Raw genomic sequence first — 26,649 nt, forward strand, 5'->3', positions numbered from 1 at the left:
GCGCCCGGCACTGCGTTCAGGCCAGCGTATCGGCCGCCGCGACGATGTCGGCGTCGCCCGGCAGCACCAGCAGTGCCGCACCGGCCAGCGGCGTATAGGTGTCGACGCCGACGACGCGGCGCAGCGGCACCGCGCCGAGGCCGGCCTCGACGATCGCGGTGATCACGCCCTCGCCGACGCCGGCCGAGTGACGGCCCTCGTCGACGACCAGGATGCGCCGCGCCGAGCGCGCCTGCTCGGCCACGTAGGCCTCGTTGAGCGGCACCAGCCAGCGCAGGTCGACCACGCGCACCTGCCAACCGTGCCGGGCCTGGATCTCGCGCGCGGCACGCAGGCTCATCGGCACGCCGTTGCCGTAGGTGAAGATCACCAGGTCCTCGGCCTCCGGCGCGTAGACGCGGCCCTCGCCGAGCGCCATCGCCTGATCCGGCGCCGGGTACGGGAACAGCCACTGGCCGTCGCCGGCCTCGTGCAGATCCTTGGTCATGTACAGCGCGATCGGCTCGAGGAACACGCTCACACGGCCGTCGACGCGCGCCAGCGCGGCCAGCGTGCGCAGCATCGTCGCGGCGTCGTCGCCGCGGCTCGGGCAGCCGACGACGAGGCCCGGAATGTCGCGCAGTGCGGTGATCGAGTTGTCGTTGTGGAAGTGGCCGCCGAAGCCCTTCTGATAGCCGAGGCCGGCGATGCGCACGACCATCGGGTTGCGGTACTGCCCGTTCGAGAAGAACTGCAGCGAGGCGGCCTCGCCGCGGATCTGGTCGCAGGCGTTGTGGAAGTAGGCCAGGTACTGGATCTCCGGCAGCGGCAGCATGCCCATCGTCGCGTAGCCCTGGGCCAAGCCGAGGATCGTCGTCTCGTCGAGCAGCGTGTTGAACACGCGCGCGCCCTTGAACGCCTTGTGCAGGCCCTTGGTCACCGTGTAGACGCCGCCTTTCTGCGCGACGTCCTCGCCGAACAGCAGCGCGTCCGGATACTTGCAGAACAGGTCGTGCAGGGCCTGGTTGATCTGGATCGCCAGATGCCGCGGCGGCAGCCGCTCGGGCAGCTTGTCGGCCCCGCCGAACACCGCCGCGCGGCGCGCCTCGTCGGCGCTGCGCGCGGCCTCGGCGGCGACCGCCTCGGGCGAGTACGGCGCCAGCGGCGCGATCACGTCGGCCAGCGCGGTCAGCTTCGGACGGCGGTCGGCCTCCTCGGCCGCGGCGAAGCACCGGGCGCGGATGTCCTCGTAGAGCGCGAGCAGCGATTCGCGCGTGTACAGGCCCGAGGCCAGCGCGATCGCGGCCGAGCGCAGCAGCGGATCGCCGGCTTCGACCTGGACCAGCTCCTCGACGCTGCGCCACTCGATCTCGAAGTCGGTGCCGGCGTGGCCCATGATGCGCGTCGTGCGCAGATGCAGGAACGTCGGCCGCCGCGTGCGTCGGCAGTGCTCGACCGCGCGCTCGACGCCGGCATAGCCCTCGGCCAGGTCGAGGCCGTCGGCATAGAAGTAGTCGAGGTCGCGGCGCTCGGCGAAGTTGCGCGCGATCCAGCCGTCCGGCGTCTTGACCGAGATGCCGATGCCGTTGTCCTCGCAGACGAACAGTACCGGCGCCGGCAGCTTCTGGTAGGCGGTCCAGGCCGCCGCGTTGAACGCGGTCTGCGCGGTGGCATGGTTCGACGAGGCATCGCCGAACGAGCAGATCGCGATCGAATCGGACGGCACCGGCAGCGTGTGGCCGATGCGCCGCGCCTGCTCGATCGCGATCGCGGTGCCGAGCGCCTTGGGCAGATGCGAGGCGATCGTCGAGGTCTGCGGCAGCACCCACAGCGGCTTGCTGCCCCAGACCTTGTGCCGCCCGCCCGAGGCCGGATCGTCCTGGCTGGCCGCGAAGCTCAGCGCCGAATCCATGATCGGGTCCAGGCCCGGCAGCTTGCGGAAGCGCTCGGCCATGAACGCGCCGGAACGGTAGTGCAGGAATGCCGGATCGGTGTGCCGCGTCAGCCGCGCGACCAGCGCATTGCCCTCGTGTCCGCTCGACCCGATCGTGTAGAACACCTTGTTGCGCACGCGCAGCACGCGTGCCATCAGGTCCAGATGGCGCGAGATCAGCTGCGACTCGAACAGCTCGACGAAATCGGCCGCGCGGCAGGCGCCGCCCGGCAGGACCGGCGCCTGCGGCTGCGGCCGCTCTGCGGCCTCGCCCTGCCAGTCGCGGACGAACTCCACGAAGTTCTGATCGCAGATCTCGGCGCGGTTGAGGCCGCGGTGGCGGGCCGCGATGGCGGGAACGGACGGGGTCGGAAGAGCGGCCATGGACGAGGTTTGGAGTCGGGGCGTCAGCCCGTTATTGTAGACGCCGGTGCGGCGCGACTGGGCATCGGCGCACGACGACAGGGGCTAGAACATGGCAGCATCCGGCACGTCGCCCGGCGCGGACGACCGCACCCACCTCCTCGATCCGGCCCCCGGCCCGGCACCGGCCGCGGCCGCGAGCGAGGTCGGTCCGGGCGCGCGGATCGGCCCGTACACGCTGCTGGACTTCATCGGCGAAGGCGGCATGGGCCAGGTGTTCCTGGCCGAGCAGGTCGAGCCGATCCGGCGCCGCGTCGCGGTCAAGCTGATCCGCCGCCAGATCGCCGACACCCTGGCGCTGGCCTATTTCGAGATCGAGCGCCAGGCGCTGGCGCGAATGGAGCATCCGGCGATCGCGCGCGTCTACGACGCCGGCCGCACCGCGCAGGGCTATCCCTACTTCGCGATGGAGTACGTCGACGGCGTCTCGCTGAGCGTCTGGCACCGGCAGGGCCGGCCCGATCTGGCGACCCGTCTGCGCGTGTTCGCGACGCTAGCGCGCGGCGTACAGCACGCGCACGAGCGCGGCATCGTGCATCGCGACCTCAAGCCCGACAACGTGCTGGTGACCGAGATCGACGGCCAGCCGCAGCCGAAACTGATCGACTTCGGCATCGCGATCGGCGTCGACGAGAGCGGCACCGGGTCGGTGCTGCGCGCCGGCACCGCCGACTACATGAGCCCCGAGCAGTTCGCGCAGGGACATGCGGCGATCGATGCGCGCAGCGACGTCTACAGCCTCGGCATGATCCTGCTGCGCCTGCTGCTGCCCGACGGCCGGGCGCACGGCGAGCCGACGCAGCGCCCGAGCGAGCTGCATGCGCGCCTGCGCGCCTCGATCGAGAAGGCGGTCGACCCGGACTTCAGGATCGTGCCGCTGGAGCTGCGGCATCTGCTGGCGCGCGCGCTCGATCCGGATCGCAACCGCCGCTACGACTCGGCCGCGGCGCTGGCCGACGAGGTGCAGCGCTACCTGTGGCAGCGCCCGCTCAAGGCCGTGCCGCGGACGCACCGCTACCGGCTGCGCAAGTTCATCCGGCGCCATCGGGCCGGCGTCGCGTTCGGCGCGGCGATCACGCTGGCCGTGGTCGCCGGTCTCGCCGCGACGCTGTGGTCGCTGGCGCGCGCCGAGCGCGAGGCCGAGCGCAGCCGCGCGACCGCGCAGTTCCTCTCGAGCGTGCTGTCCGGGGTCGATCCGGACATCGCGCGCGACCTCGACAAGACGCTGCTGCGCCAGGTGCTCGACGAGGCGGCCGCGCGCGCGACGCGCGAGCTCGCCGCGCAGCCGGAGGTGCTGGCCGAGATCCAGGACGTGATCGCCGGCAGCTATCTGCGCCTTGCCGACTACGCGCGGGCGCTCGAGCACGCCGGAAGCGCCTACGAGGCGGCGGTCGCCGACCACGGCCGCGACAGCGCGCAGGCGTCGGCGGCGCTGCCGAACTACGCGGCGGCGCTGCTGCAGTCCGGCAAGGCCGATGCCGCCGAGACGCTGCTGCGGCCGGCGGTCGCCGCGACCGCGGCCCGCGACGGCGCCGACGCGCCCTCGACGCTGCGGCTGCGCCATCAGCTCGGCATCACGCTGCGCGGCCTGGGCCGGCCGCAGGACGCGCGGGCCGAGCTGACGCAGGCCAGCGAGGGGCTGCGCCGCGGCCTCGGCGCCGATCACGGCGACACGATCGATGCCGAGGTCACGCTGGCGATCACGCTGGCCGATCTGGACCGCTTCGACGAGGCGATCGCGATGCTGCGCGACCTGATCGCGCGGCGCAGCGCGGCGCTGGGCGCCGATCACCCGGCCACGCTGTCGATGCGCAACAGCCTGGCGGTGTTCTACCTGCAGGCGCGCCGCTTCGCCGACGGCGAGCGCGAGCTGCGCAGCCTGCTCGAGCCGTACCAGCGCCAGCACGGCCCCGACAACGGCAATACGCTGATGATCGTCGGCAATCTCGGCGGCGCCTTGCGCCAGCAGGGCAAGATCGAGGAGTCCGGACCGTATTACCTGCGCGCGAAGGAAGGCCATCTGCGCCACTACGGCGCGGACCATCCGAACTCGGTCGCGACCGCGCACAACTACGCCAACTGGCTGCTCGATGCTGGCCGCGCCGACGAGTCGCTGGCCGAGCAGCAGGCGGTGCTGGCGACGGCCGAGCGTCTGTACCCCGAGCCGCATCCGATCAAGGGCGAGATCCTGACCGGCATCGGCAAGGCCAGGACGCGGCTAGGCCGCTACGCCGAGGCCGAGCAGGACCTGCTGCGCTCGATCGAGCTCAAGATCGCCACGCACGGCCCCGGCAACAGCCGCCTGCCGGCGAGCCGCGAGGCGCTGCGCGAGCTGTACACGGCCTGGAACCGGCCCGGCGACGCCGCCCGCTACGCCGAACCGCCGCCCTGATCGCAGTGCCCGGCCGGACGCCGCGGCCCGCCGCTCAGCCGCGCATCGGCGAGTGGCCCGGCTGGGCGCGGACGCGGGCCAGCCAGCGGCCGATCGCCGGATAAGGGCCGAGCTCGAAGCCGCCTTCGCCAGCGACGTGGGTGTAGGCGAACAGGGCGATGTCGGCGACGCCGTAGCCGCCCTCGACGAAGAAATCGCGATCGGCCAGATGCCGTTCCATCACCGCCAGCGCCTGATGGCCGCGCTCGATCAGCTGCGGCAGGCCGGCATGGCGCGGATGATCCTCGGGCAGGTAGCGGCGGATGAAGCGCGCCACGGCCACGTAGGGCTCGTGGCTGTACTGCTCGAAGAACAGCCATTGCAGCGCCTGCGCGCGCCGCCACGGATCGGCCGGCAGATAGGCGGTGCCGTCGGCGAGCCAGCACAGGATCGCGTTGGACTCGGCCAGCACGCTGCCGTCCTCGCGCTCGAGCACCGGCACCTTGCCGTTCGGGTTCAGCGCGAGAAACGCCGCGCTGCGCGTCTGTCCGGCGCTGCTGTCGACCTCGTGCCAGCGGTGCGGACGCGCCAGATGGTCGAGCAGCAGCTGGACCTTGTACGAGTTGCCCGAGGCGCGATGGCCGTGGACCGTGATCATGCCGGCAGGCCCGTGCGGCGCGCCCGCCATGCCTCGCGGGTCTGTCCCCAGATCTCCACGTCCAGGTCGAGCGGCGCCGGCAGACGGCCCTGGCGCAGATAGCGCGAGCCGAGCTTGGCCGCGACCGCCTTGGACCTGAGGTTGTCGGCGCCGATCGTATGGATGACCTCGGTCCAGCCGAGCGCGCCGAACGCCCAGTCGGTCGCGGCCGCGGCCGCTTCCGGCGCGTAGCCGCGGCCCCAGTACGGGCGCGCGATGCCCCAGCCGATCTCGGTGCCGGGCCAGCCTTCCGGCTGCCACGGCCCGAGCCGCCCGACCCAGCGGCCGGTGGCCTTCTCGATCACCGAAAAGAACGCATACCCGCGCACGTGCCAGCTGCCGACGACGCCGACGAAGCTGCGCCAGGCGACCGGTCGCACTTGCACGCCGCCGAGATGGCGCATCGTGTCGGCGTCGGCGCAGAAGGCCGCGAAATCCTCGAAGTCTTCGGCGATCGGCGGCCTGAGGATCAGCCGCTCGGTCTCGAGTTTGACGGTGTTCGGGCTCACGACACAGGGCTCAGGGCGCGGTCGAATCCGCAGCGCGATACTCGCACGAAGGCAGGGTGCGGACGATGCGCGGATAGTCGGCCGTCGTACAGCGCCAGATCACGCCGACCGCGCCGGCTGCGGCCAGATCGGGCACGAAGGCGATCACGCCGCCGTCGCGGCCCGACAGCGCGTCGAAGACCAGCTCGATGCGGCCACCCGGGCCGACCGACAGCGCGCGCAGACTGCGCCCGCGATACGCCTGCGCGTCGAGCAGGCCGGCCTCGGCATTGCTCGCCGGCATGCGGCCGTGCACGTGGTGGTACTCGGTCACGGCGGTCTTGACGCCGGCGATCGCGATCAGGTCGCCGCGGATCGCCTCGATCGCGCGCTCCTCGCCGATCATCGTCTCGTCGAGCGCCTGGCCGGGACGCAAGGCCGGCGGCCGTAGCGGATCGGCGCTCGCGGCCAGCGCCGTCACGGCCGTGCCCGGCAGCAGCGGCGCCAGATACCGGTAGGCGAGGAGCGCCGCCAGCACGCCGAGCAGGCTGGAGACGAACGTGATCAGCGCGTGGCGCATGCCGGAACTGCCGTCGATCAGGGCGCAGGGTGCCGACGCGGCGCCGGCACCGGCTCGGCTCAGAACGCGTTGATACCGGTCAGCTCGCGGCCGACGACGAGCTGGTGCACGGTCTCGGTGCCCTCGTAGGTGATGACCGATTCGAGGTTCAGCGCGTGGCGGATCGGCGAGTGCTCGGTCGTGATGCCGGCGCCGCCGAGGATGTCGCGCGCCTCGCGCGCGATGTCGATCGCGATGCGGCAGTTGTTCCACTTGGCCAGCGAGACCTGGGTCGGCTGCATCGTGCCGGCATCCTTGAGCCGGCCGAGCTGCAGCGAGAGCAGCTGCGCCAGCGTGATCCGCCGCGCCATCTCGGCCAGCTTGATCTGCACGGCCTGGCGCGCCGCGATCGGCTGCTTGAACAGGATGCGGCTCTTGGAATACTCCAGCACCTCGGTGAAGCAGGCGATCGCCGCGCCGATCGGGCCCCAGGTGATGCCGTAGCGGGCCTGGGTCAGACAGCCGAGCGGACCCTTCAGGCCCTTGACGTTCGGCAGGCGGTTGGCGTCGGGCACGCGCACGTTGTCGAAGTACAGCGCCGAGGTCACCGACGCGCGCAGGCTCATCTTCTTGTGGATTTCCTGCGCGGCGTAGCCGGGGAAGTCCTTCTCGACGACGAAGCCCTGGATGCCCTCGTCGGTCTGCGCCCAGACGATCGCGATGTGGGCCAGGTTGCCGTTGGTGATCCACATCTTCGAGCCGTTGAGGATCCAGTCGGCGCCGTCCTTCTTCGCGTGCGTGCGCATGCTGCCGGGGTCCGAGCCGCCCTGCGGCTCGGTCAGGCCGAAGCAGCCGATGACCTGGCCGGCGGCCATGTCCGGCAGCCAGCGGCGGCGCTGCTCCTCGCTGCCGTAGGCGTAGATCGGGTACATGCACAGCGAGGACTGCACCGAGGCGAAGCTGCGCAGGCCCGAATCGCCGCGCTCCAGCTCCTGGCAGACCAGGCCGTAGCTGACGCCGTTCATGCCGGCGCAGCCGTATTCGACCGGCAGGCTCGAGCCGAGCAGGCCGAGCTCGGCCATCTCCGGAATCAGCTCGGCCGGGAAGCGTCCCTGGTCGAAGCAGTCGCCGATGATCGGCAGCACGCGCTCGTCGGTGAAGCGCGCCACCGTGTCCTGCACCATGCGTTCTTCGTCGCTGAGCAGCGAGCGGACGTCGTAGAGGTCGGCGGGGTTCAGCGGCGACGTGGCCATGCGGGTCTGTCCGGTGGGAATGAACCGGCTATTGTAGGCCAAGCCCGCGCGGGCCGGCGCCGGCCCGGGCCGACCCCGTATGATGGCGGACCGTTCGCCCCGGCCCGCCCGCTCCCGATCATGCACGTACCGGTCCTGACCTATCACGCCGTCAACATCGCCGGCAACGACTACGCCTGCAACGACCACGTCGCCTTCGCCGAGGACCTGCGGCTGATCGACGATCTGGGCCTGCGCGTGATCCCACTGCAGTGGGTCGTCGATCAGCGGCTCGGCCGCGCCCGGCGCGACCTCTCGCGCTGCGTCGCGCTGAGCTGCGACGACGGCCCGATCCTCGATTTCCACGACGTCGTCCATCCGGTGCACGGCGCGCAGCGCAGCCTGTTCAACTGCATGGCCGACTTCGTCGCCGAGCGCGGACCGGAGCGGCAGCCGCAGCTGCACCTGACCGCGTTCGTGATCGCCTCGCCGGAGGCGCGCGCGCACATCGACCGCGGCGCGCTGTTCGGCCTGGACTGGATGGGCGAGGACTGGTGGCCGCCGGCGCAGCGATCCGGCCGGATCGCGATCGAGAACCACAGCTGGGACCACAACCATGCCGACGTGCCCGGCCCCGGCGCCGACGGCATGCCGCGCGGCTCGTTCCTGGCGGTCGACAACCGCGTGCGTGCCGATGCCGAGATCGCCGCGGCCGGCCGCTACATCGACGCGCGCGTCGCGCCGCACCGCGCCCGCCTGTTCTGCTATCCGTTCGGCCACATTCCCGAGTACGTGCACCGCGAGTACCTGCCGCAGCACGGCGACGCGCACGGTATCGAGGCGGCATTCAGCGACGGCGCCTGCCCGGTCACCCTCGACGCCGACCGCTGGAATCTGCCGCGCTACATCTGCGGCTGGCACTGGAAGTCGCCGCAGGCCCTGCAGGCGATCCTGCAGGACGCGATGCGCGCCTGAGCGCGCCGGCGCGCGCTTTCAGAACGGCCCGATCGCGTGCGCCTTGGCGATCAGGGCGCGCCGGCGCAGCTCGTCCAGCGGCTTGTGCCAGCGCGCGATCAGGCGCTCGTGCGGCGTCGGCACGAAGCCCGCCTGCATGTCCACCTCGTACGCGCGCGGGTCGCCGCAGTAGCCGAAGAACGCGTCGCAGCGGTCGGCGAAACGCTCGAATCCGTAACGCAGGTTATGCAGCAGGATGCCGCCGGCGGCCTTCACCTGCGCACACTGCTCCGGCGTCATGTGCGCGAACGCGCGCCCGTCGGTACAGCCGCCGCCGACCAGCATGATGTCGCCGAACGGCCGGAAATGCAGATACGACAGCGGGATCAGACGCGGGCCGTCCAGGCGCAGGAAGACGCCCAGATGACACGGAAAGTCGGGAATCGTCTCGCGAAACTTGTGCTGGAACATCGGCCCGAAGCTGGTCGCGCCTTCGTCCAGTTCGGTGACCGTCAGGAAGGCGTCGAGCGGAGCGGGAAGTGCAGGCATGGCATGACCTTGGGTGAAGGATGAAGCGTAGCGGTGAAAGAGGGAGGCGGGTCGGTGCGAGGGCGCGGCGAACGCGCCGCGGCGATCAGGCTCGCGGGCCGCGCAATGCGCGCACCGCCGCCTCCAGCGTCGCCGCGCTCGCCTCGGCGGCGGCCAGCGGCGGCGCGGCGGCCAGCTCGACGCGCGCGCGGAACCGGCGCGGCAGGCGCAGCCGGCCCAGGCGCGAATCGCGCCGGCTCCACATGCTCGACCACATGCCGCGCAGCGCCATCGGCACCACCGGCACCGCTCGCCGCGCGAGGATCCGTTCGACGCCGCTCCTGAACGGTGCGATCTCGCCGTCGCGGGTCAGCGCGCCCTCCGGGAAGATCGCGACGAGCTCGCCGTCGGCCAGCGCCTGGTCGATCGCCTCGAACGCGCGTTCCAACAGCACCGGATCCTCGCGCGCGCCGGCGATCGGAATCGCCTTGGCGGTGCGGAAAATCCAGCTCAGCACCGGGATCGAGAAGATGCGGTGGTCCATCACGAAGCGGATCGGCCGCGGCACCTGGCCGGCGATCAGCAGCGCGTCCATGTAGCTGACGTGGTTGCAGACCAGCAGCGCCGGCCCCTCGTCGGGCACGTTCGCCTCGATGCCGTGCAGTTCCACGCGATAGAGCAGGCGCGTCAGCGCCCAGCTCAGGAAGCGCATGAAGAACTCGGGCACGATCGAGAAGATGATCGCGGTGACGATCGCGGTCAGCACGCCGACCGCGAGGAACACCTCGGGAATCGAGAAGCCGAGCACCTGCTGGGCGACGATGCCGAGCACGGCCGCGGCGACGATGAACACCGCGTTCTGGATGTTGAGCCCGGCGATCACACGCGACAGCTCGTCCTTCGGCGTGCGGCTCTGGATCAGCGCGAACAGCGGCACGACGTAGAAGCCGGCGAACACGCCGACCAGGGCGAGGTCGAGCATGATGCGCCAGCTGCCGGGCTGGTCGACGAACTGGGCGACGCTGAGGCCGGCCGCAGCCGCCTCGCCGGGCCGCGCGAAGTACAGGTCGATGCAGAACGCGGTCATGCCGAGCGCGCCGAGCGGCACCAGGCCGATCTCGACCGTGCGCGCCGACAGCTTCTCGCAGGCCAGCGAGCCGAGGCCCGTGCCGACCGAGAACAGCGCCAGCGCCAGCAGGTACAGGTTCTCGGCACCGCCCAGATACAGCTGCGCGTAGTTCGGCAGCTGTGCGGTCAGCGCGGTGCCCATGAACCAGAACCAGGAAATGCCGAGTACCGCATTGCGCACCGCGCGCTGCTTGCGCACCAGGCGCATGACGCCGAGCGACTCGGCGATCGGAATCCAGCTGATCCGGAGGTCCGGCGCGGCCGCCGGCGCGCGCGGAATCGACCGGCTGACCAGATAGCCGCTGATCGCCAGCGTCACCACCGCGACCGCCGCGACGACCGGTCCGATCGTGCCGATCCGCATCAGGCTGGTGCCGACGATCATGCCGAGCAGGATCGAGATCGACGTGCCCATCTCGACCAGGCCGTTGCCGCCGGTCAGTTCCTCCGGCTTGAGCGCCTGCGGCAGGATCGAGTACTTGACCGGCCCGAACAGCGTCGACTGCAGGCCGGTCAGGAACAGCGCGCCGAGCAGGATCGCCGGGCTCTTGACGACGAAGCCGGCCGCCGCGATCGACATGATGACGATCTCCATCGTCGTGGTGACGCGGATCAGCGCGGCCTTCTCGTATTTCTCGGCGATCTGGCCGGCGGTGGCCGAGAACAGGAAATACGGCAGGATGAACAGCGCCGGCGCCAGGTTCGCGTACAACGCACCCTGCTCGGTCGACAGGCCCAGCTGGTAGACGATCAGCATCAGCATCGCATTGCGATAGACGTTGTCGTTGAACGCGCCCAGGCTCTGGGTCACGAAGAACGGCAGGAAGCGTCGCTCGCGCAGGAGACTGAACTGGCTGTGGCTCGCCATCGCGGGATCCGGAGCAGGGGGTCGGCGGCGCAATCTAGCAGGATGCGCCGACGGGGAGCGACCGCGCCGCGCGCGGTGAAGGCCGAGCGCCGCGCGGTCGCCGCCGGCGGCCCCGGCAGGTAGACTGGCGGACTCCCGCGGCCGCTGCGGCCGCCTCGCGGCATCCCGATTCCATGCGTCTCCGACTCGCCCCCCTGCTCGTTCTCGCCGCGGTCCTGGCCGCCGGCAGCCCGCCCTCGTCCGCTCAGCCGGTCTTGCGCACGGTCGCCAGTCCCGACCTGTCGCGACTGCCGCCCGGGCAGGCGGCCTGGCTGCGCGAGACGCGCGCCAGCTTCGACCGCACGCGCGGCGAGCTGGCCGGAGAGCCGCTGGCGCAGGCCTATGCGGTGCTCGCCTCGGCCTATACGCGCGTGGGCCTGTACGATCCGGCGCTGACCGCGCTGTGGAACGCCGAGCAGCTGGTGCCCGATGATCCGCGCTGGATCTACGCGCAGGGCCTGGTCGCGCACGCGCGCGGCGACGGCGCGACCGCCAAGACGCAGTTCCAGCGCGCGCTGGCGATCGCGCCGGACTATCTGCCGCTGCGCGCCGCGCTGGCCGGCCTGCAGATCCAGGCCGGCGACCTCGACGGCGCGCGCAAGCTGCTCGCCGACCACGTCGCCAAGCACACCGATCAGCCGCTGCCGTACGCGCTGCTCGGCGACATCGCGCTGCGCCAGAAGCGCTACGCCGAGGCGGTGACGCAGTACCGGCAGGCGCTCAAGCTCGATCCGCCGGCGACGCGGCTGTACCGCTCGCTGGCCGAGGCCTACCAGGGCGCCGGCAACGCCGCCGCGGCCGCCGAGGCGCGCGCCAAGGCCGGCGACGTGCCGGTCCGGCTCAACGACCCGCTGGCGCAGGGCCTGTTCGGCGGACCGGGCCTGGAAGCGGTCGAGCCGTTCGCGCTGGACATGAGCTCGGCGGTGTTCTTCGTCTCGACCGGCCGCTATGCGGCGGCACGCGAGAGCGCCGACGCGGCGTTGGGACGCAAGCCCGGCGACGCCGGCGCGATCGCGATGCGCGCGCGCATCGACGCGGCCGAGGGCCGGGTCGACGCGGCGCGCCAGCGCATCGCCCAGGCGCTTAGCGCACAGCCGGACGACCCGCTGCTGCTGCTGACCCAGGGCGCGATCCAGGAGATGGCGGTCGACGACGTCGGCGCGCAGACCGCGTTCCAGAAGGCGATCGCGGCCGATCCGTCGCAGTCCGAGGCCCGCCTGCGGCTCGGCCAGCTGCTGATGCGCACCGGCCGCCCGGGCGATGCGATCGCGCAGTTCCGCGCGCTGACCGAGCTGCATCCCAACGACGGCGAAGGCTGGGCGCAGCTGCTCGCCGCCGAGGCCGCCGCCGGCCGCTGCGCCGACGGGCTGCGCGACATGAACCAGGTGCTCGCCGGCCGGCCCGACTACGGTTTCGTGATCCAGCTGTCGGTGCGCGCCGCCAGCACCTGCCGCGGTGCGACCGCCGAACAGCGGCGCAAGGCGCTGGCCGATGCCGAGAAGCTGTACCGGATCAGCAGCGCCGGCGAGGTCGCCGAGGCCTATGCGCTGGCGCTGGCCGCCAACGGCAAGTGGAAGGAGGCCGAGGAAACCCAGGCCGCTGCGCTGTTCGGCGCGGTCAGCAGCCGCGACACGACGCGCCAGGCGCTGTACCGCGAGTTCTACGACCGCTTCAAGGCCAAGCAGCTGCCCGAGCTGCCATGGCCGAGCCAGCACCCGCTGTTCAAGCCGGAACGGCCGACGCCTGCCGTCGCGGCGCCGTGAGGCCGGGCCGATGAGCGGCGAGCGCGGCGTGACCCGCGAGCAGGCCGAGGAGGCCGTGCGCACCCTGCTGCGCTGGGCCGGCGAGGATCCGGCGCGCGAAGGCCTGCTCGATACGCCCAAGCGCGTCGTCGAAGCCTACGCCGACTGGTTCTCCGGCTACGCGGTCGATCCGGCCGACTACCTGCGCCGGACCTTCGAGGAGGTCGCCGGCTACGACGAGATGATCGTGCTGCGCGACATCGAGTTCGAGTCGTATTGCGAACACCACATGGCGCCGATCATCGGCCGCGCCCACATCGGCTACCTGCCGACCGACAAGGTCGTGGGCATCAGCAAGCTGGCGCGCGTCGTCGACGGCTTCGCGCGGCGCTTCCAGGTCCAGGAGAAGCTGACCGCACAGATCGCCCACTGCATCGAGGACGTGCTGCGTCCGCGCGGCGTCGGCGTCGTCATCGACGCCACCCACCAGTGCATGACCACGCGCGGCGTGCACAAGCGCGGCGTGTCGATGATCACCAGCCAGATGCTCGGCGGCTTCCGCGAGGACGCGCGCACGCGCGCCGAGTTCCTGCGCTTCATCGACGGCCACGGCCGCCGCTGAGCGCGTAGCGCTCGCGTACAATCCGCGCGCGCCGCCGCTGCGGCGCCCCGACGAGCCGACCGGACCGCCCCGTGAACAGCCCCGACACCGTGGTCCCCGTGCGTCGCGCCGCGGTGATCTTCATCTTCGTCACGGTCGTGCTCGACATGCTCGCGTTCGGCCTGATCATCCCGGTGCTGCCGCATCTGGTGCAGGCGATGGTCGGCGGCGACATCGCGGTCGCGACGCAGTGGAGCGGCCTGTTCGGCGCGCTGTTCGGGCTGATGCAGTTCGTGTTCTCGCCGGTGCAGGGCGCGCTGTCGGACCGGTTCGGGCGGCGCCCGGTGATCTTGCTGTCGAACCTCGGCCTCGGCCTGGACTTCATCGTGATGGCGCTCGCGCAGACGCTGCCGGTGCTGCTCATCGGCCGCATCGTCTCGGGCATCACCGCGGCCAGCTTCACGACCGCCAACGCCTACATCGCCGACGTGACGCCGAAGGAGAAGCGCGCCGCCGCGTTCGGCCTGCTCGGCGCGGCGTTCGGCATCGGCTTCGTGATCGGCCCGGCGCTCGGCGGCTTCCTCGGCAGCATCTCGCCGCGGCTGCCGTTCTGGGTCGCCGGCGGCCTGGCGCTGGCCAACTTCGTGTACGGCTGGCTGATCCTGCCCGAGTCGCTGCCGCCGGAGCGGCGCAGCGCGCGCTTCGACCTCAAGGGCGCCAATCCGCTCGGCGCGCTGCGCCTGCTGCGCCGCTATCCGCACGCGCTCGGTCTGATCGTGGTCGTGTTCCTGACCCAGTTCGCGCAGTTCTCGCTGAACTCGACCTTCGTGCTGTTCGCCGACTACCGCTTCCAGTGGGGTCCGCAGGAGGTCGGCTACACGCTGGCCCTGGTCGGCCTGTGCAGCGGCATCGTCCAGGCCGGCCTCGTCGGCCGGCTGGTGCGCCGTTTCGGCGAGCGCCGGCTGATGCTGACCGGCCTGTCGTTCGGCATCGCCGGCTTCGTCATGTTCGGTCTCGGCGCGACGCCGCTGCTGTTCCTGGCCGGCATTCCGCTGCTGGCGCTGGCCGGTCTCGGCGGACCGCCGGCGCAGGCGATCCTGACCCAGCAGGTCGATCCCGGCGAACAGGGCCGGCTGCAGGGCGCGATCAGCGCGATGGCGGGCCTGGCGACGATCTTCGGGCCGTTCCTGTTCACGCAGGTGTTCGCCGCGTTCATCGGTCCGCAGGCCGGCCTGCATCTGCCCGGCGCGGCGTTCCTGCTGTCGGCGGCTCTGCTCGCCGCGGCGCTGCTGCTGGGCTGGCGCGTCACCGCGCGGTTCGCGCGCGTTTCGCCGGCGTCCGCGCCGCCGGCACCGCTGCCGGCCGCCGAGCCCGGTCCGCCGGGCTGAGCCGCGATCCGGCGCGGCGGCACGGGTCTGCACCGGACACGGCGCGCCGGACCGGTAGAATCGGGCCTTTCACCACGGAGGCCCCCCATGCGCCCATTGCTCACCGCCAGCGCCATCGCCGGCCTGGTCGCGCTCGGCTTGACCGCCTGCCAGCGCGAACCCGCTCCCGCCGCCGAGGCGCCGCCGCCGGCACCGGCGGCCGCCGCGCCGGCCCCCGCACCGGTGGTGCCCACCGCTGAGGGCGCCTGGAGCCCGGCGATCACCGCCGAGGACTTCGCGGCGCGCGTGCAGAAGCTGGCCTCGGACCAGTTCGAAGGCCGCAAGCCGGGCACCGTCGGCGAACGCCTGACGACCGCCTATCTCAAGGACCAGTTCGAGCAGATCGGCCTCAAGCCCGGCAACGCCGGCAGCTGGTTCCAGACCGTGCCGATGGTCGAAACCACGATGGTCGACGCCGACCAGGTCGCGCTCGACGTCAAGGGCAGCGGCGGCGAGGCGCGCTTCGCGTTCGGCACCGACATGGTGCTCGGCACGCTCGACGGCAGCCTCGAGGTCGAGCTCGAGGACAGCGACGTGCTGTTCCTCGGCTACGGCGTCGACGCGCCGGACCAGCAGTGGAACGATTTCGACGGCATCGACGTCAAGGGCAAGACGATCATCGTGCTCGTCAACGATCCGGGCTGGGGCTCGCAGGATGCGGAGCTGTTCAAGGGCCGCGCGCTGACCTACTACGGGCGCTGGACCTACAAGTTCGAGGAGGCCGCGCGCAAGGGCGCGGCTGCCGCGCTGATCGTCCACGAGGATGCCGGCGCCGGCTATCCGTGGGGCGTCGTGCAGGCCGGCTGGAGCGGTCCGCAGCAAAGCCTGCCGGCCAGCGAGGATCCGGCGCCGCGCCTGAAGGCCGCCGGCTGGCTGACCAGCGACGCCGCGCGCCGGCTGTTCGCGACGGCCGGGCAGGACTTCGACGCGCTCAAGAAGTCGGCCGACGTGCGCGGTTTCAAGCCGGTCGCGCTCGGCGCGAAGCTGTCGACGCGCTTCACCAATACCGTGACCCGCTCGACCTCGGAGAACGTGCTGGCGCTGCTGCCCGGCACGACGCGCGCCGACGAGGTCATCGTCTACACGGCCCACTGGGACCACCTCGGCAAGGACGAGCACCTGCAGGGCGATCAGATCTACAACGGCGCGGTCGACAACGCGACCGGCGTGGCCGCCCTGCTCGAGATCGCCGAAGCCTTCAAGCACCAGCAGCCGGCGCCGGAACGGTCGATCCTGTTCCTGGCGGTCACGCTCGAGGAATCGGGCCTGCTCGGCTCGGCCTACTACGCCGCCCATCCGGCCTATCCGCTGGCCAAGACCGTCGCCAACATCAACATCGACGCACTGCCGGTGATCGGGCGCAGCAAGGACGTCTCGGTGATCGGCCTGGGCCAGTCCGAGCTCGACGCGTACGTGACCGCGGCGGCCGAGGCGCAGAACCGCACGATCACGCCCGACGCCTCGCCCGAGAAGGGCTTCTTCTTCCGCTCCGACCACGTCAACTTCGCGCGCGGCGGCGTACCGGCGCTGTACGCGGCCGGCGGCGAGGATCTGGTCGAAGGCGGCACCGAGGCCGGCGCCAGGGCCGAGGCCGACTACAACACGCACCGCTACCACAAGCCGGCCGACGAGTTCGACCCGAACTGGGACCTGCGCGGCACGATCGAGGATCTGGACCTGCTCTACGCGGTCGGACGCCGCCTGGCCGGCGAGTCGACGTTCCCGCAGTGGAAACCCGGCGCCGACTTCCGCCGCCCGCAGTGACGCCTCCTGGCCCGGCCGGCGCATCCGGCCGGGCCCGTCGCGGCGCCGCCCCGGTATCGGGGCGGCCGGGGATGACGGCCGCATGAGTTTGCTACACTCCGCCGTTCCGCCCCCGAGGCGCCGAACCCGTCGAGAATGAGCGAGGATCCTCCGAGTAGACCGCCCCGAACCTGGTTCGGTCGCATCTTTCAGGCTTTCAGCGGCGAGCTGCGCAGCCGCGAAGAGCTGATCGACGAGCTCCGCCACGCCCAGTCCACGGGACTGATCTCCAACGACACGCTGGCGATGATCGAGGGCGCGATCGAGGTCACCGACATCAAGGTGGGCGACGTGATGGTGCCGCGTGCGCAGATGGTCTCGATCGCGGTCGACGACCCGCTCGCCGAGATCGTGCAGACCGTCATCGAATCGGGACACTCGCGTTTTCCGGTGCACGGCGACGACCGTGACGAGATTCTCGGCATCCTGCTCGCCAAGGATCTGCTGCGCTGCTTCAGCCAGTCCAGCGACGCGCCGCGCGACATCCGTCCGCTGCTGCGCTCGGTGATCCTGATCCCCGAGTCCAAGCGCCTGAACATCCTGCTCAAGGAATTCCGCCTGTCGCGCCATCACATGGCGATCGTCGTCGACGAGTACGGCGGCGTGGCCGGCATCGTCACGATCGAGGACGTGCTCGAGCAGATCGTCGGCGACATCGACGACGAGCACGACGACGACGACGACCGTCAGACCCTGATCCGCGTATCGCCCGACGGCACCTTCCTGGTCGACGCGCAGACCCCGATCGCCGCGTTCAACGAGCGCTTCGGCAGCGAGTTCAACGACGAGGAATACGATACCGTCGGCGGCATGATCGCCGCGACCGTCGGCCACCTGCCGCAGCCGGGCGACGAGGCCGACCTCGGCGGCTTCCACTTCCAGGTCATGAAGGGCGACGCGCGGCGCGTGCAGCAGTTCGCCGTGCGGATGCACGCGGCGTGAGCCGGACCGCGTCGGCGCGCATGCGCGCCACGCGCGGCACCGGCCTGCTCGCCTGGCTGGCCTGCCTGCTGTGCCTATGGACCGGCACCGCCGCCGCGCAGGCGGCGGACGCCGAGCCCGGCGACTCGCTGCGGATCAGCCTGGTCACCTACGGACCTGGTTCGCTGTACTGGGAGCGCTTCGGCCACAACACGCTGCTGGTGCGCGATCTGGCGAGCGGCGAGGCCACCGTCTACAACTACGGCCTGTTCGACTTCGCCGAAGACGACTTCTTCTGGAATTTCTTGCGCGGCCGCATGACCTACCACGTCGGCGCCTGGCCATTCGACGAGGACCTGCCCGGCTACGTCGCCGAGGGCCGCAGCGCGGTCGAGCAGCCGCTGGACCTGACGCCGCGCCAGCGTGCCGAGCTGCGCGACTTCCTCGAATGGAACGTGCGCCCGGCCAACGCCGCCTACCGCTACGACTACTTCGTCTCCAACTGCTCCACGCGCCTGCGCGACGCGCTCGATCGCGTGCTCGGAGGCGCGCTGCGCGAGCAGTCGCGCGGCCGCTCGCGCGGGTACACGTACCGCATGAATGCGGTACGCCTGCTCGCGCCGGATCCGTGGCTGATGCACGTGGTCGACCTCGGCCTCGGGCCGTTCGCCGACCAGCGCCTGGACCTGTGGCAGGAGAGCTTCGTGCCGATGGCGCTGCAGCGCGTGGTCGGCGAGGCGCGCGTGCCGGACGGCCACGGCGGTACCCGGCCGCTGGCCGCCGCGCCGGTGACCCTGGCCGAGAACCGCATCGAGGCGCCGCCGGATATTCCGCGCGACCTGCGCTGGCCTTTCCTGATGGCCGGCCTCGGCATCGCCGCAGCGCTGTGGCTGCTCGGTCGCGCGCGCCACCGCCGCGCCGCGCGGATCGGCTTCTCGCTGGCCGCGCTCGTGTTCTCGCTGGCGGCCGGCCTCGCCGGTGCGGTCCTGGTCCTCCTGTGGGGGTTCACCGAACACCGCGCGGCCTGGCGCAACGAGAACCTGCTGCTGCTCGATCCGCTGTGCCTGGCGCTGCTGCCGACCTGGTGGCGCGCGCTGCGTGCCGACTGGCGCCCGTCGCGCACGGCACGCTGGCTGGCCGGCCTGGTGCTGGCGGCGGCCGGCTTCGCGGTGTTCTCGAAGGTGCTGCCGTGGTTCGTGCAGGCCAACGTGCACTGGATCGCGCTGATCGTGCCGATCCACCTGGCGCTCGCAGTGACGCTCTGGCGCCAGCCGCGCCCGGCGCGCTGAACGCGCCGCCGCGCATTGCGAGCGCCGCCCTGGACGCGGCATGATCGCGCCCATGGCCGAAGCTCCCGCATCCGCCGCGCCGGCGTGTTCCGCGCCGACGCCGATGGTCGTCAACTGCGTGGCGTACTCCAACCAGGGACGCCGCATCGGCGACATCACGATCGACGAGATCAGCGACGTGCTGGCACGGCCCGACCAGTTCGTCTGGGTCGGCCTGCACGAGCCGGACGCGCCGCTGCTCGACAAGCTGCAGGAGGAGTTCGGCCTGCACGACCTGGCGATCGAGGACGCCAAGAACGCGCACCAGCGTCCGAAGATCGAGAGCTACGGCGACTCGCTGTTCATCGTCGCGCAGACCGCGCAGTTCGTCGCCAGCCGGATCGAGTTCGGCGAGACGCACGTCTTCCTCGGCCGCAACTACATCGTGACGATCCGCCACGGCGCCTCGCTGTCGTACGCGCCGGCCCGGCGCGGCTGCGAACAGACGCCGGACCTGCTCGCGTTCGGACCCAGCTACGGCCTGTATTCGGTCCTGGACTTCATCGTCGACAACATCCTGCCGATCGTGCGCAACTTCCGCGAGCAGCTGCAGGATCTGGAGGAGGACATCTTCCAGGACACGTTCAAGCGGCAGACGATCCGCAGCCTGTACGAGCTCAAGAAGGAGCTGGTCTCGCTGCGCCTGGCGGTCGCGCCGTTGCAGGACGTGCTCAACCAGCTGGTGCGCCTGTACCCGGGGCTGATCCGCGACGAGGTGCGGCCGTACTTCCGCGACGTGTCCGACCACGCCACGCGCATCAACGAGTCGATCGACACGATGCGCGAGATGCTCTCGGCCGCGATCAGCATCAACACCGCCGTGGTCGGCGCCGCGCAGAACGAGGTCGTCAAGCGCCTCGCCGGCTGGGCCGCGCTGCTGGCCGCGCCGACGCTGATGACCAGCTGGTACGGCATGAACTTCCACCAGATGCCCGAGCTCGACAAGGCCTGGGGCTACCCGGCGATGATCGTGCTGACCGCCTCGATCTGCGGCGGCCTGTTCGTGCTGCTGCGGCGCGCGCGCTGGCTCTGAGGTGTCGAGGGTGGCCGGAGGAGGCCGTCGCGAGAGCGGCATCGACGCGGCGCGATATGCATCGCAGCGACGCAGCGAGAGCACGTCGACATCTGCGGCCTTCGCCGAGCGTCGTTGCGTCGCACAATTTCGAGTGGTCCATACGACCAAAGGCTAATGCACTGCGGCTTGACCGTGGTGCGCTGCGGGAACACCCTTTCGCGGTTCCCGTTCCCGCAGGGTGGAGGCGGTATGACTTCGGTGTTTAGCAAGTTGGGATGGCTGGCCTTGGCCGTCCTCGGCGCGTTCTGCCTGGGCACCGTCGCCCTGCAACGCGGCGAGACGATCAACGCGGTCTGGCTGGTGACCGCCGCGGTGTCGATCCTGTTCATCGCGTACCGCTTCTACAGCAAATTCATCGCCGACAAGGTGCTGCAGCTCGATCCCACGCGCGCGACGCCGGCAGTGCTGCGCAACGACGGACTGGATTACGTCCCGACCGACAAGTACGTCGTCTTCGGTCACCACTTCGCCGCGATCGCCGGCGCCGGCCCGCTGGTCGGCCCGGTGCTGGCCGCGCAGATGGGCTATCTGCCGGGCACGCTGTGGATCCTGGTCGGCGTGATCTTCGCCGGCGCCGTGCAGGACTTCATGGTGCTGTTCTTCTCGTCGCGCCGCGACGGCAAGTCGCTCGGCGACATGGCGCGCGCCGAGCTCGGCCCGGGCGCCGGCGTGGTCGCGATGATCGGCGTGACGATGATCATGTTCATCATCCTCGCGGTGCTCGCGCTGGTCGTCGTCAAGGCCCTGGCCGAAAGCCCCTGGGGCACGTTCACGGTCGCGATGACGATCCCGATCGCGCTGTTCATGGGCGTGTACCTGCGCTACCTGCGTCCGGGCCGCGTCATGGAGGTGTCGATCATCGGCCTGGTCCTGTTGCTGCTGTCGATCTGGCTCGGTGGCGTCGTCTCGCACAACCCGGCCTGGTCCGAGGCGTTCCACTTCAACGGCCGCCAGCTGGCCTGGATGCTGATCGGCTACGGCTTCCTCGCCTCGGTGATCCCGGTCTGGCTGCTGCTGGCACCGCGCGACTATCTGTCGACCTTCCTCAAGATCGGCACCGTCGTGCTGCTGGCGATCGGCATCCTGATCGCCGCGCCGGAGTTGCGCATGCCGGCGCTGACCAAGTTCGTCGACGGCACCGGCCCGGTCTTCGCCGGCGGCCTGTTCCCGTTCCTGTTCATCACGATCGCCTGCGGCGCCGTGTCGGGCTGGCATTCGCTGATCTCCTCGGGCACCACGCCCAAGCTGCTCGCCAACGAGAAGGAAGCGCGCCTGATCGGCTACGGCGGCATGCTGATGGAGGCCTTCGTCGCGATCATGGCGCTGATCGCCGCCTGCGTGCTCGATCCGGGCATCTACTTCGCGATGAACGCGCCGGCGGCGCTGATCGGCACCACGGTCGAGTCGGCCGCGCAGGCGATCAGCAACCTCGGCTTCGTGATCACGCCGGACGTCCTCACGCAGACCGCGCAGGACATCGGCGAAGGATCGATCCTGTCGCGTGCCGGCGGCGCGCCGACGCTGGCGGTCGGCATGGCGCACATCCTGCACAGCGTGATCTCCGGCGAAGGCATGATGGCGTTCTGGTACCACTACGCGATCCTGTTCGAGGCGTTGTTCATCCTGACCACGGTCGACGCCGGCACGCGCGCCGGCCGCTTCATGATCCAGGACCTGGCCGGCCTCGCCGTGCCGTCGCTCAAGCACACCGAGTCGTGGACCGGCAATCTGATCGCGACCGCGCTGTGCGTGGCCTGCTGGGGCTACTTCCTCTATCAGGGCGTGGTCGATCCGCTCGGCGGCATCAACACGCTGTGGCCGCTGTTCGGCATCGCCAACCAGATGCTCGCGGCGATCGCGCTGACGCTGTGCTGCGTGTGCCTGATCAAGATGAAGCGCGATCAGTACGTCTGGGTGCCGCTGGTGCCGACCGTCTGGCTGCTGATCTGCACGCTGACCGCAGGCTTCCAGAAGGTGTTCCACGGCGACGTGCGCATCGGCTTCCTCGCCCATGCGCGCAAGTACGCCGACGCCCTCGCGCAGGGCCAGGTGCTGGCGCCGGCCAAGTCGCTCGATGACATGAACCGCATCGTCTTCAACGACTACGTCAACGCGGGGCTCGCCGCGACGTTCATGACGATCGTCGTCGTCGTCGTCGTGTTCGGCATCCGTGCCGCGCTCAAGGCCCGACGCGTCTCGGTGCCGACCGCGCAGGAGACGCCGTACGTCGCGCTGGCTTCGGTCGCGCGATGAACCGCGACGCGGCCAAGGCCCCTTCCGCAACGGAAGGGGCCGGCGAAGCCGCCACGGCCGCCGACGGCGGCAGCGGCGGCACGCTGAGCCGGCTGTGGCAGCACGCGGTTCGCATCGCGCGCCAGATCATCGGCATCCCGGACTACGGCACCTATGTCGCGCATCTGCGCGCCTACCATCCGGACCGGCCGATTCCGACCTACGCGGAGTTCTTCAACGAGCGCCTCGAGGCGCGCTACAAGGGCGGCGGCGGCCGCTGCTGCTGAACACGCCGCACGCCGGTTTGCCGGCGCAGGCGTCGACGCCGATACTGCGCGCCACCCCGATCGCGTGCACCGATGAACCGCTTTCCTTTGCATCGTTCCCGAATCCCCGGCGCCGCCTGCCGCGGCGTTGACGCGGGCCGTGCCGTCCGCTGCACCCGGCGTCGCGCATGAGTGCGGTCACGCTGCGCCACGTCGCGCCCGCCGACGCAGACGCGATCTGCGCGATCTACAACCCGCACGTGCGCGACACGATCGTCACGTTCGAGGACGTGCCGGTCGCGCCGGCGCAGATGGCCGAGCGCATCGCGCAGGTGCAGGGCGCCGGCTATCCGTGGTGGGTGGCCGATGCCGGCGGCCGCATCGCCGGCTACGCCTACGCGGCGCGCTGGCGCAGCCGCGCCGCCTACGATCCGACCGTCGAGACGACGATCTACGTCGCCGCCGATGCGCAGCGCGGCGGCATCGGCGTGCCGCTCTACGAGGCCCTGCTCGGCGAACTGGCCGACCGCGGCTACCACGTCGCGCTCGGCTGCATCGCCCTGCCGAATCCGGCAAGCGTCGCGTTCCACGAACGCTGCAGCTTCGTCAAGGTCGCGCACCACGCCGAGGTCGGCCGCAAGTTCGGGCGCTGGATCGACGTCGGCTTCTGGCAGCGCATGCTGCAGCGCTGACGGCGTTGCCGATGCTGCATCGCCGCGGCAGCCGGCCCTGGCCGGTGGCAGACTGTGCCGCATGAGCGCTCCGACGATCCTGATCGCCGACGACCATCCGCTGTTCCGCGCCGCCGTGCTGCAGGCACTGCGCGACGCGCAGCCGCAGGCGCGCATGGTCGAGGCGGCCAGTGCCGCCGCGCTCGAACAGGCGCTGCAGGCGCATCCGGACCCGGACCTGGTGGTGCTGGATCTGACGATGCCTGGCGCGCACGGCTTCTCGGAGCTGCTGCACCTGCGCGGCGAGCACCCGCAGGTGCCGGTGCTGGTGATCTCGTCCAACGAGCATCCGCGCGTGATCCGCCGTGCGCAGCAGTTCGGCGCCGCCGGCTTCGTGCCCAAGTCCGCACCGGCCGATATCGTCGCCCGCGCAGTCGCCGACGTGCTCGATGGCGGCCACTGGTTTCCGGCATTGACGGCCGAGCGCTCGGCCTCCGACAGCGCCCTCGCGCAGCGTCTGGCCCAGCTCACGCCGCAGCAGTTCCGCGTGCTGCTGTGCCTGGCCGACGGCCTGCTCAACAAGCAGATCGCTTACCGGCTCGGCCTCGCCGAGAACACCGTCAAGGTGCATGTGACCGCGATCCTCAAGAAGCTCGACTGCCACAGCCGCACCCAGGCGGCGGTACTGGTGCGCGCACTGGAGCCCGAAGCGACCGCCTAGCCGGCGCGGACGACCTCAGCCGGCGTGACGCATGATCAGCTGCGTCATCAGCGCGCGCAGCGCCGGCGGCCTGACCGGCTTGTGCAGAAAACCCCAGCCGCGCTCGTGCGCCTGCGCGCGCAGCGCCGGATCGCGCTCGGCGGTGATCAGCACCAGCGGCGGCGACTGCCCCCAGCCTGCGCACAGCTGCGTGTAGAGCGTAGGGCCATCGGTTTCGCCCATGCGCACGTCGAGCAGCACGAGCGCCGGCGCGGCCCCGGCCGCACACGCCGCCCGCGCCTCGTGCGGGCCGCCGGCCAGCTCGACCCGGCAGCGCCAGCGCTGCAGCAGCATGCGCGTCGCCTCGCATACGCGCGGATCGTCGTCGATGCACCACACGCGCGCACCGTGCAGCGGCGAGGCGTCGTCGCCGGCTTCGACCGCGGCGGCGACTTCGCCGCGCACCGCGCGGGCGTCGCCGCGCGGGACGCTGACCGAGAACACGCTGCCGCGTCCGAGCCGCGAGCGCAGGTCGATGCGATGGCCGAGCAGACGGCCGATGCGGTCGACGATCGCCAGCCCCAGTCCGGCGCCGCGGTCGTTGGCGCCACCGTCGTCGAGCCGGCGGAACTCTTCGAATATCTGCGCCTGCAGGCTCTCGGGAATGCCCGGCCCCTGATCGTGCACCTCGATGCGTACATCGGCGCCCGCGCGCCGGCAGCCGAGCACGATGCGTCCGCGCGGCGTGTAGCGGACCGCGTTGGAGAGGAAGTTCTGGACGATCCGGCGCAGCAACGTCTCGTCGCTGCGCACGACCGGATCGGCGCCGACCGTATGCAGCACGAGTCCGCGCCCGGCGGCGAGGATGCCGAACTCGCGGCCGAGCGCTTCGAGCAGCGGCGCCAGCCGGAAGTCGCGCACCTGGGTCTGCAAGGTGCCGGCCTCGAGCCGCGCGATGTCGAGCAGGCTGTTGAGGATCTCGTCCTGCGCGGTCAGCGCATGGTCGACGTGGTCGGCGATCTGCCGCGCAGGCGCATCCTCGAGGCGTCCCCTCAGCGCCGACAGGAACATCCTCGCGGCATTGAGCGGCTGCAGCAGGTCGTGCACCGCGGACGCGACGAAGCGCGTCTTGTAGCGGTTGGCCTCCTCGGCCTCGCGCTTGGCCTGGGCCAGATCGCGCGTGCGCTCCTCGATGCGGTGCTCGAGCGCATCGGCCAGCGAGCGCAGCTCGCGCGCGGCGTTCTTGTAGCTGGTGATGTCGGTGTAGCTGGTGACGAAGCCGCCGTCGGGCAGCGGATTGCCGCGGATCTCCAGCACCGTGCCGTCCTCCTTCTCGCTCTCGCGCATATGTGGCTTGCCACTGCGCAGATGATGGAGCCGGCGCTCGATCGCTTCTTCCACCGGCCCCGGACCGAGCAGGCCGCGGCGTGCGTTGTAGCGGAACAGGTCTTCGATCGGGCGACCCACGCGCACTAGATCCGGCGGCATCGAGAACAGCTCCACGTAGCGCGAGTTCCAGGCCGTCACGCGCAGCTCGGCGTCGATCACCACCACGCCCTGCGGCAGGTGCTCCAGGCTCCTGGCCAGCCCGCGGTCGGCCTGACGGGCGGCGGCGAGGATGCCGTCCTGCGCGGTGCGCAGTTCCTCGGCGTGCTGCCTGAGCACCGCCTCGAGCTCTTCGCGGCTGCGACGGCGCAGCGCCGCCAGACGGCGGCGCTGCTGCACGAACAGCGCCAGGAACAGCAGCGCCAGCCAGAGGGCGCCGGCCGCCAGCGCGGCACCGCGGCCGGCGCGCGCGCCGGCCGACGCATCGTGCAGCAGGTGCAGGCGCCAGCCGCTCTCGGGCAGCACCGTCGTGCGCCACAGCACCGGCTGCGGCAGCCGCGGCGTCACCACGCGCATCGGGCGCAGCGGTTGGTCGGCCCGCACCGGCGCTTCGACCGCGAGCGGCGCCAGATCGCGGCCTGCATATTGTCGCGTCGCGGCCAGCTCTCGCCGGTCGGCTTCGTCGAGCGGCGCCAGCGTGCGATAGCGCCATTCGTCGCGACTGGCGAGAAAGATCACGCCCTGCGCATCGCTGACCAGGACGATGTCCGGCGTCTGCAGCCATTCGCGCTCGAGCGCGTCGAGCTCGATCTTGATGACGACGATGCCGACCGCTGCAGCCTGCTCGTCGAGGATCGCCTGCGACAGGAAATAGCCGGGCTGGCCGGTGGTCCAGCCGATGCCATAGAAGTGACCGGTACCGGAAGCCAGCGCCTGCTGCACATAGGGCCGGAAGCTGTAGTCCTCGCCGACGTTGCTGGTCGGCTCGCGCCAGTTGCTCGCGGCCAGCGCGGTGCCGTGCCGGTCGATCAGCGTCAGCGTGGAGGCGCGCGTCACGCTGTTGGCGCGCTCGAGCTTCCGATTGAGGCGCTCGACCTCGGCCGGCCCGAGCGGACCGTCCAGCGCCGTGCGCAGTTCCGGATCGAGCGCGAGCACCTGCGGCAGCGTGCGGAAGCGGTCGATACGCTGCTGCAGGCCTTCGGCATAGAGCCCGAGCTGGCGTTCGATCTGATCGGACTCCTCCTGCAGCACGCGACGTTCGGCGAACCGGTAGGCGGCCCACATCGCCAGCGCCATGCCGACCGCAGCGAGCACCAGGAACACGAGAGTGAAGCGTTGGCTGCGCGGCACCAGCATGG

General features: G+C 71.1%; 21 protein-coding genes. 13 read left to right on the plus strand and 8 right to left on the minus strand.

Annotated elements, in window-relative coordinates; translation table 11 throughout:
- Positions 1–16 precede the first annotated feature (16 nt).
- Positions 17–2,296: a thiamine pyrophosphate-dependent enzyme gene (locus VMR06_RS13390; protein WP_325377072.1), complete on the minus strand. Its 2,280-nt coding sequence runs from the start codon at positions 2,294–2,296 to the stop codon at positions 17–19.
- Positions 2,297–2,387: 91 nt separating this feature from the next.
- Here VMR06_RS13390 and VMR06_RS13395 point away from each other — a divergent pair, with 91 nt between their 5' ends.
- The gene (locus VMR06_RS13395) at positions 2,388–4,727 is read left to right on the plus strand and encodes a serine/threonine-protein kinase (RefSeq protein WP_325377076.1); all 2,340 of its coding nucleotides are present in this window, start codon (positions 2,388–2,390) and stop codon (positions 4,725–4,727) included.
- Positions 4,728–4,761: 34 nt separating this feature from the next.
- Here the strand turns inward: VMR06_RS13395 and VMR06_RS13400 are convergent, their stop codons facing one another.
- Genes VMR06_RS13400 through VMR06_RS13415 form a run of 4 tightly spaced genes read right to left on the minus strand, consistent with a single transcriptional unit; the run spans position 4,762 to position 7,703 of the window.
- The gene (locus VMR06_RS13400) at positions 4,762–5,364 is read right to left on the minus strand and encodes a glutathione S-transferase family protein (protein WP_325377079.1); all 603 of its coding nucleotides are present in this window, start codon (positions 5,362–5,364) and stop codon (positions 4,762–4,764) included.
- Entirely contained in the window at positions 5,361–5,912 is a 552-nt protein-coding gene (locus VMR06_RS13405; protein ID WP_325377081.1) for a GNAT family N-acetyltransferase, read from the minus strand. The genes VMR06_RS13400 and VMR06_RS13405 overlap by 4 nt, the downstream gene beginning before the upstream one ends.
- 10 nt (positions 5,913–5,922) lie before the next feature.
- Entirely contained in the window at positions 5,923–6,471 is a 549-nt protein-coding gene (locus VMR06_RS13410) for a pilin (RefSeq protein WP_325377085.1), read from the minus strand.
- Between the two features lie 59 nt (positions 6,472–6,530).
- Complete coding sequence (locus VMR06_RS13415) at positions 6,531–7,703, minus strand: acyl-CoA dehydrogenase family protein (RefSeq protein ID WP_325377088.1); 1,173 nt, start codon at positions 7,701–7,703, stop codon at positions 6,531–6,533.
- A 120-nt stretch (positions 7,704–7,823) separates the two neighbouring features.
- Here VMR06_RS13415 and VMR06_RS13420 point away from each other — a divergent pair, with 120 nt between their 5' ends.
- Entirely contained in the window at positions 7,824–8,657 is an 834-nt protein-coding gene (locus tag VMR06_RS13420) for a polysaccharide deacetylase family protein (RefSeq protein ID WP_325377092.1), read from the plus strand.
- Between the two features lie 18 nt (positions 8,658–8,675).
- Here the strand turns inward: VMR06_RS13420 and VMR06_RS13425 are convergent, their stop codons facing one another.
- Positions 8,676–9,185, minus strand: coding sequence for a hypothetical protein (locus VMR06_RS13425; RefSeq protein WP_325377095.1), 510 nt, complete (start codon positions 9,183–9,185; stop codon positions 8,676–8,678).
- Between the two features lie 85 nt (positions 9,186–9,270).
- Positions 9,271–11,160 (minus strand): MFS transporter, encoded by a 1,890-nt coding sequence (locus VMR06_RS13430; RefSeq protein WP_325377098.1) that lies wholly within the window; start codon positions 11,158–11,160, stop codon positions 9,271–9,273.
- A 173-nt stretch (positions 11,161–11,333) separates the two neighbouring features.
- Between VMR06_RS13430 and VMR06_RS13435 the strand changes: the two genes are divergently transcribed.
- From VMR06_RS13435 to VMR06_RS13485, 11 genes are all read left to right on the plus strand, one after another.
- Complete coding sequence (locus tag VMR06_RS13435; RefSeq protein WP_325377100.1) at positions 11,334–12,962, plus strand: tetratricopeptide repeat protein; 1,629 nt, start codon at positions 11,334–11,336, stop codon at positions 12,960–12,962.
- Between the two features lie 10 nt (positions 12,963–12,972).
- A complete protein-coding gene (folE, locus tag VMR06_RS13440) occupies positions 12,973–13,563 on the plus strand; it encodes a GTP cyclohydrolase I FolE (protein ID WP_325377102.1) in 591 nt (196 codons plus the stop codon).
- Between the two features lie 71 nt (positions 13,564–13,634).
- Positions 13,635–14,930 carry a TCR/Tet family MFS transporter gene (locus tag VMR06_RS13445; RefSeq protein WP_325377104.1) on the plus strand — a complete coding sequence of 432 codons (1,296 nt, stop codon included), beginning with the start codon at positions 13,635–13,637 and terminating at the stop codon, positions 14,928–14,930.
- Positions 14,931–15,017: 87 nt separating this feature from the next.
- The gene (locus tag VMR06_RS13450; protein ID WP_325377106.1) at positions 15,018–16,733 is read left to right on the plus strand and encodes a M28 family metallopeptidase; all 1,716 of its coding nucleotides are present in this window, start codon (positions 15,018–15,020) and stop codon (positions 16,731–16,733) included.
- Between the two features lie 135 nt (positions 16,734–16,868).
- Positions 16,869–17,714 carry an HlyC/CorC family transporter gene (locus VMR06_RS13455; protein ID WP_325377108.1) on the plus strand — a complete coding sequence of 282 codons (846 nt, stop codon included), beginning with the start codon at positions 16,869–16,871 and terminating at the stop codon, positions 17,712–17,714.
- Positions 17,711–18,982, plus strand: a complete 1,272-nt coding sequence (locus tag VMR06_RS13460) for a DUF4105 domain-containing protein (RefSeq protein WP_325377111.1) — start codon at positions 17,711–17,713, stop codon at positions 18,980–18,982. The genes VMR06_RS13455 and VMR06_RS13460 overlap by 4 nt, the downstream gene beginning before the upstream one ends.
- A gap of 52 nt (positions 18,983–19,034) precedes the next feature.
- Positions 19,035–20,054, plus strand: a complete 1,020-nt coding sequence (locus tag VMR06_RS13465; RefSeq protein ID WP_325377113.1) for a magnesium and cobalt transport protein CorA — start codon at positions 19,035–19,037, stop codon at positions 20,052–20,054.
- A 231-nt stretch (positions 20,055–20,285) separates the two neighbouring features.
- Complete coding sequence (locus VMR06_RS13470; protein WP_325377115.1) at positions 20,286–22,349, plus strand: carbon starvation CstA family protein; 2,064 nt, start codon at positions 20,286–20,288, stop codon at positions 22,347–22,349.
- Positions 22,346–22,615, plus strand: coding sequence for a YbdD/YjiX family protein (locus VMR06_RS13475; RefSeq protein ID WP_414648135.1), 270 nt, complete (start codon positions 22,346–22,348; stop codon positions 22,613–22,615). Before VMR06_RS13470 ends, VMR06_RS13475 begins: the two co-directional genes overlap by 4 nt.
- A 167-nt stretch (positions 22,616–22,782) precedes the next feature.
- The gene (locus VMR06_RS13480; RefSeq protein WP_325377117.1) at positions 22,783–23,286 is read left to right on the plus strand and encodes a GNAT family N-acetyltransferase; all 504 of its coding nucleotides are present in this window, start codon (positions 22,783–22,785) and stop codon (positions 23,284–23,286) included.
- A gap of 61 nt (positions 23,287–23,347) precedes the next feature.
- On the plus strand, positions 23,348–23,986 hold the full coding sequence (locus VMR06_RS13485) for a response regulator transcription factor (RefSeq protein WP_325377119.1): 639 nt from the start codon (positions 23,348–23,350) through the stop codon (positions 23,984–23,986).
- Between the two features lie 15 nt (positions 23,987–24,001).
- On the opposite strand, the gene VMR06_RS13490 is transcribed toward VMR06_RS13485, so the two are convergent.
- Entirely contained in the window at positions 24,002–26,644 is a 2,643-nt protein-coding gene (locus VMR06_RS13490; RefSeq protein ID WP_414648139.1) for a hybrid sensor histidine kinase/response regulator, read from the minus strand.
- Positions 26,645–26,649: the final 5 nt, after the last annotated feature.

This window comes from Dokdonella sp., assembly GCF_035511235.1.
Classification (GTDB): Bacteria; Pseudomonadota; Gammaproteobacteria; order Xanthomonadales; family Rhodanobacteraceae; genus Dokdonella.